General features: G+C 41.7%; 11 protein-coding genes. 7 read left to right on the top strand and 4 right to left on the bottom strand.

Features of this window, described 5'->3' with window-relative positions; all coding sequences use genetic code 11:
• Positions 1–288: 288 nt before the first annotated feature.
• The gene (locus ACLL8Z_RS02950; RefSeq protein WP_411273262.1) at positions 289–1,065 is read left to right on the top strand and encodes a diphthine--ammonia ligase; all 777 of its coding nucleotides are present in this window, start codon (positions 289–291) and stop codon (positions 1,063–1,065) included.
• A 76-nt stretch (positions 1,066–1,141) separates the two neighbouring features.
• The gene (locus ACLL8Z_RS02945; RefSeq protein ID WP_411273261.1) at positions 1,142–1,591 is read left to right on the top strand and encodes a KTSC domain-containing protein; all 450 of its coding nucleotides are present in this window, start codon (positions 1,142–1,144) and stop codon (positions 1,589–1,591) included.
• A gap of 417 nt (positions 1,592–2,008) precedes the next feature.
• On the opposite strand, the gene ACLL8Z_RS02940 is transcribed toward ACLL8Z_RS02945, so the two are convergent.
• The gene (locus tag ACLL8Z_RS02940; protein ID WP_411273260.1) at positions 2,009–2,434 is read right to left on the bottom strand and encodes a nuclear transport factor 2 family protein; all 426 of its coding nucleotides are present in this window, start codon (positions 2,432–2,434) and stop codon (positions 2,009–2,011) included.
• Positions 2,435–2,624: 190 nt separating this feature from the next.
• On the bottom strand, positions 2,625–3,578 hold the full coding sequence (gene moaCB / locus ACLL8Z_RS02935) for a bifunctional molybdenum cofactor biosynthesis protein MoaC/MoaB (RefSeq protein ID WP_411273259.1): 954 nt from the start codon (positions 3,576–3,578) through the stop codon (positions 2,625–2,627).
• Between the two features lie 403 nt (positions 3,579–3,981).
• On the opposite strand from moaCB, the gene ACLL8Z_RS02930 reads away from it, so the two are divergent.
• The 5 genes from ACLL8Z_RS02930 to ACLL8Z_RS02910 all read left to right on the top strand — a co-directional run bounded on the left by ACLL8Z_RS02930 (position 3,982) and on the right by ACLL8Z_RS02910 (position 9,689).
• The gene (locus tag ACLL8Z_RS02930) at positions 3,982–4,728 is read left to right on the top strand and encodes a (Fe-S)-binding protein (RefSeq protein ID WP_411273258.1); all 747 of its coding nucleotides are present in this window, start codon (positions 3,982–3,984) and stop codon (positions 4,726–4,728) included.
• Positions 4,725–6,116 (top strand): lactate utilization protein B, encoded by a 1,392-nt coding sequence (locus ACLL8Z_RS02925; protein ID WP_411273257.1) that lies wholly within the window; start codon positions 4,725–4,727, stop codon positions 6,114–6,116. Before ACLL8Z_RS02930 ends, ACLL8Z_RS02925 begins: the two co-directional genes overlap by 4 nt.
• Positions 6,109–6,696, top strand: a complete 588-nt coding sequence (locus ACLL8Z_RS02920; protein ID WP_411273256.1) for a LutC/YkgG family protein — start codon at positions 6,109–6,111, stop codon at positions 6,694–6,696. The genes ACLL8Z_RS02925 and ACLL8Z_RS02920 overlap by 8 nt, the downstream gene beginning before the upstream one ends.
• Before the next feature lie 29 nt (positions 6,697–6,725).
• Positions 6,726–8,609, top strand: coding sequence for a hypothetical protein (locus ACLL8Z_RS02915; RefSeq protein WP_411273255.1), 1,884 nt, complete (start codon positions 6,726–6,728; stop codon positions 8,607–8,609).
• Between the two features lie 186 nt (positions 8,610–8,795).
• Positions 8,796–9,689 carry a serine hydrolase gene (locus tag ACLL8Z_RS02910; RefSeq protein WP_411273254.1) on the top strand — a complete coding sequence of 298 codons (894 nt, stop codon included), beginning with the start codon at positions 8,796–8,798 and terminating at the stop codon, positions 9,687–9,689.
• A 118-nt stretch (positions 9,690–9,807) separates the two neighbouring features.
• Here ACLL8Z_RS02910 and ACLL8Z_RS02905 read toward each other — a convergent pair whose 3' ends face one another.
• Together ACLL8Z_RS02905 and ACLL8Z_RS02900 are read right to left on the bottom strand one after the other, a co-directional pair.
• Positions 9,808–11,274: a sulfatase gene (locus ACLL8Z_RS02905; RefSeq protein ID WP_411273253.1), complete on the bottom strand. Its 1,467-nt coding sequence runs from the start codon at positions 11,272–11,274 to the stop codon at positions 9,808–9,810.
• Between the two features lie 325 nt (positions 11,275–11,599).
• The coding region (locus ACLL8Z_RS02900; protein WP_411273252.1) for a hypothetical protein at positions 11,600–12,785 on the bottom strand (1,186 nt) is incomplete at its 5' end.

Below are 12,785 nucleotides of genomic sequence, written 5' to 3'. Positions count from 1 at the left end.
GCAAGGTGAAATCCAATTAATTATGCCATTCTACCTGCAACTTTTTTATGACCTGAAAGGAAATTCAGTATTTTACTTATCAATAACTGTATTCTGACTTACCTAAACTCATTTTGTGAATTCTTACATTTGTTTTTTAAGACAAATACACGCAGGCCTATGAAATCTGATTGATCTGGGCAATATTACGAAAGAGATGCTAATTGATATTTTAAGAATAGCCTATTGCGAAGTGGCTTCTAAACGACTTGCTGATCCAATATTGCAGGCTGATGACGCTTTTGATATATGACTACAACCGAGCCCAAATTACCTTGTATTTTCAACTGGAGTGGGGGCAAGGACAGTGCACTCGCACTATATCATTGCCTGAAAAATCCGGCATTGGATATAAGATACCTGGTTACTACTATAAACAATAGTGCGAACAGGATTTCCATGCACGGAGTTCGTGAAGAGCTTTTAATTCGTCAGGCGGCATCAATAGGAATACCCTTATATCAAATTAGGCTGCCGGAAATGCCGGAGATGAAAGATTATGATGATGCCATGCGGGAGCATCTCCAGAAATTTGAAAATGAAGGCATTACGCATTCGATATTTGGAGACATTTTTCTGGAGGATTTAAGAAGGTATCGGGAAGATCGGTTAGCAGAGGTAGGATTAAAGGCCATTTTCCCCTTATGGAAAAGGGATACGACAGAGCTTATTTATGAATTTCTAGATTTGGGTTTTCGTACTATAATAGTTTGTACTCAACACCACCTTAATGAATTAACGGGAAAGGAGATCACCAAAGAGCTAATTTCTGAATTTCCGGATGATATAGACGTGTGCGGTGAGAATGGAGAATTTCATACTTTTGTGTTCGAAGGTCCCATATTCAATCATCCTGTAGTTTTTGATATCGGGGAGAAGGTCTTTAAGGAATTAAAGGCTCCAAAGAACGCAGATGAGAGCTGCACATCAGACAACACAGCTTTAGACGGAAAATTCGGATTCTGGTACACGGATCTATTACCCAGTGGTCTCGCACCAACAAACGTCACCATATCAGCCAGATGATTGGATTTCTCTCAAATTATTTCTAACTTTGCAAAATTATTTTGAAGGTGTAATGCTTTCATTAAAGCATATCATCATGAAAAAAATAGTTGACTACCGGAAACTACTTGAGGTAGATAAAAATGCAGATTTGCAAACCTTGAAATCAGTCTACAGAACGCTGATGAAAACGTGGCATCCTGATAAATTCACCGAATCTCCCGAAGCAAGGCGGGAAGCCGAAGAGAAAAGTAAAACCATAATAGAAGCCTACCATTTCCTGGTTAGTATTGCGCCCGAAACTCGCAATCAGTCCTTTGCAGAATATACCATAACCACAGCAACTTCAATGATTGTTGATTATGAGTACCATCAACAGGTACTCAAAGTAAGTTTTGCAGACGGGAATGTTTATGAATATTTCGATGTTCCTAAAGCTGTTTATGTAAAACTTATTAATGCAGAAACTCCCGGTCGTTTTGCCAGAAGGCACATCTATAATAACTTTGTATACAGAAGCACAAGCAGGATCGCAGCAAGCGTATAAGAGTTTATTTGATTTCCGAAAGTAAGTTTTCTATATAAACATACTGAATGGTATTTATCACGGATATCATTTATATAATCAAGCGTCGGGATAAGGTTTCCATTCACTTCCTAACATGTAGATCCTGATTGGATTAAATTGAAGTCATAACGGTACCGCCACAAATACCGGTTAGGATCTTTAATAGCAGCACAAAAGTTCCCGATCTAAACCCGATCGAAGTGGCAGCTTTTTTGCCTTTTTGGGCAAAAACTACCTACCTGCCGGCAGGCAGGTATCAAAGGGCGGGACAGTATAAGGCCAAGGCTTAGATTTTCAACAAACTATTAACCTAAAATTGTCTGCTGAGAATTGCAGCAAACACAAAAAAAGCCAGTCCCAAGGAGACCGGTTTTTGATCCTTTAAAAAGGTCTTAATTATATAAAGGAAGTAGACACATTAGTAATTTTCCAGCCCTTTGTAGTGTTGGCAAGGTTTAAATAGCTCACTTTCACAAAGCCGTGATATTTCATAATTACTTTGACCATACTCGCTGAGGGAGTTGACTCTACAATACGGAATTCTGTAATACAGTTTTGTTTTACGTTTTCAGTTGAGCTCAATACGTTTAAGACTTCTGTACGGCCGTGGCTAAATATGTTTTCGCCTCTCGTATAAGTAAATTTTACATTTTTATCCAATACTTCCGGCAGCGGAGCGATTTTTCCATCTGTTACTGCCTCAATGTAAACTTTTAAAGCGTAGTTCATTTCTAGCTTTTCTTTAGCAGTACCATCAGCGGCAAATGCTGAAAATGAGATAGCGATTAGTAACGCTGCGGTGATTGTTTTTAGAGTTTTCATAATGCTTAAATTTTAAGTTTAATGTTCGTATAGTTTTGTTTTCTGCTTGTTTGGTTGATCAAAAGTATATCGCAGGAGGGCTCCCCCAAACAGCTATTAGGCAGATGGCAGATAGTTTTCGGTGAAAGACAGGAAATCCTAGGTGAATATGGGAGAGGTTTTTTTCACCGATAAGAAACGTGATTTTCGCTTATGAATGCCCTTCTCCCTCCATCATTTTCCTTGCATGGAAAACTCCTGGAATTATAGCTTCGAGCGATTCACGTGCACCGTTCGTACTTCCGGGGAGGGTTACAATGAGTGTATTTGAAATAGTCCCTGCAATAGAACGGCTCATCATGGCAAGCGGGGTACGCATTTGTCCGAAGCTGCGCATGGCTTCTGCTATTCCATCGGCGTCGCGTTCTAAGATTTCACGAACTGCATTGTTAGTGTTATCTCGCGGACCAAGACCGGTTCCGCCTGTTGTGAAAATGAACTGGACATCGTCTTTTACCCATTCCTTAATTTGGGCTTGTATGGCGTCCTTATCATCCGGAAGAACTTTATAGTATAATACTTTTGCTTTAACGTTTTCCAGCATGCCAGATACTAGCTTCCCGCTTTTATCTTCACGAATACCATTTGCTGTAGAATCCGAGCAAACCAATACAGCACATGTTGGTGTTGTTTCTATAAACCTGTTACGGTCGCTTTTGCCGCCTTTCTTTTCCAAAAGTGTAATATGGCCTATTTCCAGTTCAGTGTCGACTGGCTTTAGCATATCATAAATCTCAAGAGCAGCTACAGACACCGCGGTAAGGGTCTCCATTTCTATTCCGGTACGGCCGATAGATTTAGCTTCACCGCGGATAACAATTCCTGAACGATCTAATACGGCTGAATCAAATAAATCTGAATGAAGATCTTTGCTAAGAAACTCAAATTTGAAATCCATTGCATCAATAGTTACCGGATGGCAATGTGGAAGGAGCTGAGGTGTAAGCTTTGCACCAAGGAAACCTGCCGCACGGGCTACATCAAACAAATTGCCCTTAGGTAAGGAACCAGAATTGATCAACTGTATCGATGCCGGCGAACAAAAAATTATTCCAATTGCCCTTGCCGTACGGAGTGTGATTTGTTTGCTTGTGATGTCTCTCATGAGGACAATTATGAATTATAAATTACGAATTACTGGTCTGTTACGTTTCACCCAATGGCCACGTTCTTTATCGTTGTTGCATGGGTTCCAGGCGCCTTCGACCCTTGTGAGTTAGCGGGATGGAGTATATTTTTTGGAAAAAAAGTAATAATTGGATTATCTTCTTCATCGCATAAAGATTAATTAACAATTATCACCATTTTTTTTGAATTCAGGGCGACACCTTCAGAGGGTAACAGCACTGTTGCTAAATTAATTAAAAGACTGAATAAGAGATTCTAATTTGTTGAAGTTACCCTGCTAAGTAAGTAACAACCTTTGAGGGGGTATTTTTTTTTAATCAAAAATAGACTATTTTGCTAAATTTAAATGCGTGTTATTAGCCGCTTTATAGACACCGATTATGAGAGTTGCACTTTTTATTCCTTGTTATGTTAACCAATTATACCCTTCTGCTGCCATAGCCACGCTGGAATTGTTGCAAAAGCTTGGAGTTGAAGTATTTTACCCGGCAAAGCAAACATGCTGCGGGCAACCCATGGCAAACTCCGGATTTGAACATCTAACACAATCATGTAACGATCTGTTTATTGAGAATTTTACCGGATATGACTATGTCGTTGCACCTTCAGCAAGCTGCGTGTTGCATATTAAAGATCACCTGCATTCGCATGAAAATGAGGATGCAGCACGCGAGATCCGCGTCAGGATCTTTGAGTTAGTAGAATTTTTAACTGACGTTCTTAAGATTGAAAAATTAGATGCCCATTTCCCCCACAAGGTTGGAATGCATCAAAGTTGTCATGGTTTGCGCGGTCTTCATCTTGCGCAAATGAGTGAGCTGGTCGCGCCTCACTTCTCCAAACCACAGCATTTACTAAATATGGTGCAAGGAATAGAAATGATCTCTCTAGATAGAACGGATGAATGCTGCGGCTTCGGAGGGCTATTTTGTATTGCTGAGGAAGCTGTTTCGGTCAAAATGGGAAAAGATAGAATCACCGACCATACCAGGAATGGAGCTGAGTATATTACTTCGCCCGATCTTTCCTGCTTAATGCATATGGAGGGAATACTACAGAGAAATAACAGCAAGGTGAAGATCATCCATATTGCTGAAATATTAAATAGTTCTAAAGTTGAAATATGAAGAGCACTACAGATCACGCGGCACTGGCGGAACAATTTAATAAAGATGAAGAACGTGTTGACTGGCATGACGGCGCCCTGTGGTGGATCCGCCAGAAGCGCGACCGTTCTGCGAATTTAACTCCTCAATGGGAAGAATTGCGGGAAGCTGCATCTGCGATAAAAGGTAATGTGATCTCCAATCTTCATAATTATTTGCTAGAGTTTGAAGAAAATCTGATCAAAAATGGTGTTAGAGTATACTGGGCTTCAGATGCCGATGAACATAACCAAATTGTGTACTCCATTTTGAAGGCAAAGCAGATAACTCAAATGGTTAAAAGCAAATCCATGCTGACCGAAGAGTGCGGGCTGAATGAATACTTGCATGAAAGGGGAATAGAGGTAATCAATTCGGATCTTGGCGAATATATACAGCAGATTGACAATGAGCCACCCAGCCATATTGTTCTGCCCTGCATTCATAAAAAGAAAGAAGAAATAGGGGAACTGTTCCACGAGCATCTTGGAACGGAAAAGGGTCTTTCAGATCCCACCTTATTAACCAGAGTCGCCCGTAAGCATTTGAGAAACGTTTTTCTTACCAGGCGTGCAGCGCTGACCGGCGTTAATTTTGCAGTCGCCGAAACTGGTGAATACGTGGTTTGTACAAATGAAGGCAATGCAGATATGGGAGCGCACCTTTCTGAGGTTCAGATTGCTTCAATGGGGCTAGAAAAGCTAATCCCTGAAAGGAAGCATTTGGGCGTATTTCTGAGGCTCCTGGCACGAAGCGCTATTGGCCAGCCCATTACAATTTATTCCAGCCACTTTAAGAAACCGCGCCCCGGACAGGAAATGCATCTCATTTTGGTAGACAAAGGACGGAGCAAATTACTTGCCCGCCCGGACTTCAGAGATTCACTTAAATGCATTAAATGCGGAGGCTGTATGAACACTTGTCCTGTCTACCGAAAAAGTGGAGGTTTGAGCTACCATAATACAATTTCTGGTCCCATAGGAGCAATCCTGGCACCCAATCTTGATATGCAGCAGCATGCTGATCTGCCCTTTGCTTCGACGCTTTGCGGTTCCTGCTCTAACGTGTGCCCTGTAAAAATTCCCATTCATGACCAGCTCTATAAATGGCGACAGGTTATCGTTAAAGAAGGTTATGTAGCCAATCGCAAGACTTTCAGCATGAAGGCGATGTCGCTGACTTTTGCCTCCCCAGATATGTACCGGACAGCCGGCATAACCGGTCGCTGGATCTTAAATCATGCACCATTTGCCATCAATAACAAGTTTAATCCCTGGTATAAACAACGCGACATGCCCGGGAGCCCAAAGCAGACATTTGGAGAATGGTATAAGAAAAACGTCTTAGAAAAAACAAAGAATAATGAGTAGCAGAGAGAGTATTCTTGCGGCTGTGAAGCAAAACCAGCCCTCTTTATCACCACTTCCGGATATATCCATGTTTAAAGTATCCGAAGTGGATATAGCTTTAAAATATACCGATACATTTACCGGAATTGGAGGACAAGTCTTTACGCTTACCCTTTTGGATGCCATTAAGGAAATTATTCCCGTACACTTCGATATAAGTAAACGCATGGTGACCACATTGCAGGAATTGAGTGACATTGCGGAACTAATTTCTTTGGATGCCGAACCTCACAGCTACGATGACGTAGAACTGGCAATTATTAAAGCAAGATTTGCAGTGGCGGAAAACGGTGCAGTATGGCTTACAGAGGATGTGATGGGTCAGCGGATTATTCCTTACATCTGCCAGCATTTGGCGGTAGTAGTAACTGAAAGCAGTCTGGTTTCGACCATGCATGATGCCTATGCGAAAATTGCTTCAGAAGACTACGGTTTCGGCGGCTTCATCGGCGGACCGTCTAAAACAGCAGATATCGAGCAAGCCCTGGTTTTAGGCGCACATGGCCCTTTAAGCATGACAGTATTCCTTATAAAAGAATAATAAGCTTACGCAGTAAACCAATATGATTGATGAACGACCAGGATATAATTATCCGCGATAATTTGCGGAAGGAGTACAGTGATGTTTACACCCCTGAAGTACTTGATGCCTTATCGGCGATGGCCCATTTTAACAAAGACGTAAAGGAGTTGATGGACAAGAGGATCAAAAGAAGATCTGAACGTCAAAAAAGCAAAACACGGATTGCTTTTTACGACCCGGAGAGTTTTATTCCACGCACAAAAATTAAAGTCCAGGACGCCCGCGAAGGCAAGTTCATAGGCTCTGTAATTCCTGCAGATTTGCAGCGTCAATGGATTCAGGGAACAGGGCCGGCAGCCAAACCTACCGTAGAACTGGAGAGCAGTATCCGCAATGTGGCCTACGCACTCTTATCAGGGGCTGACGGGTGGATGTTTGACGGTGAAGATGCACTCGGCCAGATCGACAGCATGTCACTTGATAATCAGCGGAACTTAAAGCTTGCTACACGTAAGGATCCTGTTTTTCTTAAAGTAGCTGAGCAGGTCGCTCTGGAGATGAACCGTTGGTCAGAAGGATTCCTGGGATACCCGATGGTAAAAGACTGGAAAAAACAGCTTGACTTTACCACAAAAATATTTCGCTGCCGCGGATTACATCTCGACGACCGGCACATCAGGGATTCTGAAGGAGTGGCACTGGCAGCTTCAATTGCCGACCTTACCCTGTACGTGGTTAATAATTTTGACGAATTACAAAAGGCTGGATCATCCATAGTCTTGTATCTTCCAAAAATCCAAACGGCAGAAGAGGCAGCCTTATGGAATGAAATGTTAAACGCTCTCGAAAGTCATCTTGGCTTAGGAGAGGGAGCTATAAAAGTCTACCTTTTAGTTGAGCAGCTTGAAGCGACCCATATGTTAATGGAGATCCGTGCAGTACTTGGAAAACATTTCTTAGGATACAATACCGGACGATGGGATTATATTAACAGTGTTTCTGATGCGATGGCATGGAATAAAACTTTCATTAACCCCAATATCGAGTCGATAACTATGACATATGGCTATATGCGTAATTACGAGGACCGGGTTAGACGCGCTGTAAATACTCCTGACCTAAACGGTAATTACGCATTATGGCAGGGTGGGATGGAGCCCAATATCCCGGTGGGTTCGGCCGAGGGTGTTTCTTCAAGTATGCAAAAAGCTATAGCGGGGGCGGAGCGCGAACAACGCGAAGGTGCCAGTGGTAAATGGGTAGCACACTGGAAAATGGTAAATATCGTAAGGCCTGTTTGGGAGAAAATCGGCCAGTCGAACCAGTTAGGCAGGAAATTCCCGGCATTAACCTATACACAGCAGGACGCAGATGGCTTAATTTTGATCGAACCTGCTCCGATAACAATAAGAGGTGCCCGAAACCTGCTGAGTGTGGCGCTTCAATATGGTAATGCATTTGGGCAGGGAATGCAGGCAGCAGCGCTTAAGGCAGCAGATTACTTTGGAAATGATGATATCCTTTATCTGATGGAAGATATGGCCACTGGTGAGATAAGACTTAGCATCGTCTGGGAATGGCTCAGCAAGGGCGCGAAATTCACGGAGGATGATGTTGAGACCGGAGTGAGGGCCGGAGATGCACTTACACAGGAACTGCTTGTACGTTTGATGGATGAAGAATATCAAAAATTGCTGAAGGCCGGCAATAAAGATTTGTATGATGCTTCAAAAACCACAACTTTACCCATTTCAAAAGAAATAGCAGACATCTATGTATTTAATGAATTTAAGATACCCTGGTTTGTCGACCTTCTGAATATCAATCTGAATAATTTGGATCTCGCCACGGCGAAAGAGCGGATTCGGAAATATATTGATACGTTTAAACACAAAGGAAAAAGGATTACTGAAAATTTGGATTTCAGATAGAGGATTGTTAGTTGTTCGTTGCCTGCCTGCCGGTAGGCAGGTTGGTTGTTAGACTGGGCGGTCCAAACGCTTCGGCACCTTTCTGCTCCCCTTTCTTCAAGGGAGCTGTCCCGCTTTTCGCGGGACTGAGGGGTCTTTCACCTTTATTTATATATTTAAGAACTTAAAATTTCAAGGACCTTTCTAATGAAAAAACTTCCCCTCATTCTCTGCCTCCTTCTTTCCACTCAACTCCTCCTCGCCCAGACTGCAAAAGAAATTCTAAAACAGAAAACCGAACGCCAGCTCCAGAATATAGTAGAGACCTCTTCTTATTTGACAGGACTTATGGCAATCGACCTGACTACCGGCGAAAGTTTTTCGATAAATCAGGATGTCGTTTTCGCACAGGCAAGTGCAATCAAGATTCCTATTCTGATGGAGGTATATAAACAGGCTCATGAGAAGAAGTTCGCACTCACCGATGTCAGACCTCTGCTTTCAGCAAATACGGTTGCAGGATCCGGTATATTAAATGTTATGGCAGACCCGGTTTCCCTGAGCATTCGAAATTACTGTATGCTGATGATTGGTTTGAGTGATAATTCGGCAACTAATACACTTATCGACCTTGTAGGCATGCAAAATATTAATAAAACCATGCAAGACCTCGGTTTGAAGAACACTCGCGTGCAGCGTAAGATGATCGATCAGCCGGCATCTCTGAGAAATGAAGAGAATATTTCCACTCCAGCCGAAGCTGTGAAAATTATGAAACTCTTACACGATGGCAAATTTATCAGCAAAGATATTTCAGATGAAATACTCATAACGCTTCAGAAAAACCCCGTAGAAAATAGCAAGATAGCAAAGGGTATTCCTTCAAGTGTTAAGATAGCTTTTAAACCAGGGGGTATGGGCGGAGTTTCAACAGAGTGGGCAGTGGTGTATCTTGCAAAGCGACCTTACGCAATTGCTGTAATGGAAAACTACAAAGCCGGCACCGCGTCGCAGGATGTTATGGCTAATATTTCCAAAACACTTTACGAGTATTATTTTAGGATGGCGAAGGCTACGGATTATGGGGTAATACTTGACTAGTTGATAGTCTCCCCCTTCCAACCTCCCGGGCTGCAAGGAGGCAAATGATGGTGAAATGAAATGTAGTGAATTGATAGTTCATTCAAGTGATTATTTGGTATAGTGTGGCATACCAGCGCTACTCTTCTATCTTTCCGACGGGGCGCCGGTTGTCTCCTTTAAAGCCGGTCAGATCATCCCCCAGATCTCTGCGGGCCTTTTCTGCCAGTTGTTCCAGTTCCCTGACTTTTTCCGGATTGGTAGCAATCACGTTATACCGCTCGCCAGGGTCTCTTCTTAGATCATAAAGGGCAAGCGAATCTGTCTTGATGTCTTTACGCGGTCCCGGGAATCCTCCCCGACCCGGCGTCACTACTTCGTATGACGGATAGCTATGCGGAAACACCAATTTCCACCAGCCAATTCTAACCGCTTCAAGATCATTCCGGTTATAGTAATAGTATAACTCGTTACGTGGATTTTTATCTTCGCCCTTTAAAATGGATATAATATTTACCCCGTCTATTTTATTTTTTGGCAGCTTAGCATTTGTAATATTTACCAATGTTGGCAACAGATCAATTGTACTGGATAATTTATTGGTTATGGTTCCGGCTGCAATCAACTTTGGCCAGCGCATAATACATGGTACACGGGTTCCTCCCTCCCAACTGGTACCCTTTCCTTCTCTTAAGCCACCGGTTGATCCAGCGTGATCTCCGAAATTTAACCACGGGCCGTTATCGCTCGTAAAAATAACGAGTGTATTCTCTTCCAACTTCAGTTTTTTCAGTGTTTTCATTACCTCGCCTACCGACCAGTCAATTTCCATCATTACATCCCCATATAAGCCCTGTTCGCTTCTGCCTTTAAATTTGGATGAAACACCAAGCGGAATATGCGGCATTGAATGTGCCAGGTATAATAAAAATGGATCTTTGCTATTTTCAAGAAGAAAATTAACCGCCTGTTCTGTATATAGGGTGCTTAACTTATCCTGATCTTCCAGGGTTTTCAAGATCATCACAGTATCTGCATTTTGCTGATTGATTTTATCCTGTAATAAGGGTAATGGAGGCTGATTTTTAAAATTAGGACGATCGGGGCCAACTGGTTTCCCATCAAAATCCACACGCCACATATCATTTGAATAGGGTAAACCGTAATAGCTGTCAAAGCCCTGCCTGGTGGGTAAAAATTTCTTTTCGTTGCCTAAATGCCATTTGCCGACCATCCCGGTTTTGTACCCTGCTGATTTCAGGAGTTCGGCAATGGTTTCTTCGTCCGGATGCAGTCCCAAACCCCGGTTGGGTTGAAGTGCGCCAAATATGTTTAGCCGGTTGGGGTACGTTCCGGTAAGCAAGGCAGCCCTCGAGGCTGTACATACGGCTTGCGGGGTGTAGAAATTAGTAAACCGGAGCCCTTCAGACGCCAGTTTATTTAGGTTAGGTGTGTGATAACCAAGCCCACCGTAGTTTTCCAGGTCACCGTAACCCATATCATCCATGAATATAATGATAACATTGGGCCGTCCCGGCTGCTTTTGCTGGGAAAAACCAATTAGCGCCGAATAGATCAATACAGTTATAAAAAGTAATTTCTTCATCTTCTATTTCAATATTATTTCAACGCCTCGCTTCCATCCCAGGGGTATCAACAGCAATATCGCGAATATTCAGGCTAAACTCGAGAAAATAAAACTTAATTTAAATACTTAAGTTATGAATGACGAAGGCCAAGGCAGTTGCTATAGGATTAACTCGGTTGTAATATCCTCTAGTCCCAATTGATGGGTAAAATGGTAAGTTTACTTAAACGATATTTTCCTTGTGTGAAAAGATATTTTTAGAATAGAATTTAAGTGAAATCTAAGTTCATTAATAAGTGCAACACACTTATCGGTTGAACTCAGCCTTGTTAAAGCCTTATTATTAAAGGTTTAACCAATAAGTTAATTTCAAATTGATAGATCGGGTTTTAGGCTGAAAACTATTCACAAAGTAATTATCATTATAAACAATGTACAAATCTGAGAGCGGAGCAAAACGCCATTGTAATCTTGAATTGAACCCTAAATTGTCTTTTCGATTACTATACTGAATTAATGTGGACCAAAAAATAGACTTACTAAAAGTGAGATCAATTTTTGGACTTATCAACCAAATGTCAGCACTGGCGTAAGGGTCTGGTAATGTAATTTGATCATAATTTAAAACTAGTGAAAGAAAGACTTTTGGCTGAAAGCGCAGGGTCATCATATTTTCTACAGAAAAACGTTTTCCGTTGTAAAACTGACCAACCTCAGAGCCTCCTTTAACAGCAAAACGTTTTCGCATATCTGATTGATAACCAAATTTTACACTATTATAATGATAGCCTTGATCGCCAGGTAGTTCTAATGCACCATCCGTGTTGGTAGGGTCAAAGCTGTCAAATAGAAAGGTAAAACTATTCGTTAGTTCTATCTCGAACTGTGATTGATCTTTAAAAGTTGCTTTCCAAGAACTCATAAGGTCATAATCTGTATTTTTAAAATTCAGGCTAGGATCCCATAAAAGAATAGGAAAAAATCGAAATCCGTGATTTTGAATAATACCTTTTTTTGGCCAAAAGACACGCTCAGCACCTACAATGCCTTTGAAAATTCCTGTTCTTCTGATAAAGCCCAAATCAGATGAAAAATCTTCATCTATCGAAATTCCTTTAACGTCGAAGTTATATCTTCTAGACTGATATGAAAGAATTGCTCCGGCAGACAAATTACCTACATTATCATCGGGCTGAAACGACTTGTGGGTATACATTTTACCTGTCCACTTATTATCTTTAGATGCCAAATTATAATCAAGACCAACCACCCTGTTGTATTCATCTTCCCGATCAACAAAGTCATTCTTTTCAAATGATTGCCTATTGATATAGAACATCCCAATATTTGATCTCGAAAAAACCCTTTGCTGAAGGGCTATCATGGTATTGTTGCTGGAGGGAATTTTATTTTCTTCATCTTTGGCCGTCTGAATATTCAAAACACCTACTCTCAGGTCTTTAGTCAATTTGCCACTTAAACGAACACCACCAATAATTTTATTTTCTATGGAATTACGTGCCGTATCT

The sequence above is a fragment of the Daejeonella sp. genome, from assembly GCF_046590655.1.
Taxonomy (GTDB): Bacteria; Bacteroidota; Bacteroidia; order Sphingobacteriales; family Sphingobacteriaceae; genus Daejeonella.
This window is presented reverse-complemented; position numbering and strand designations above follow the sequence as displayed.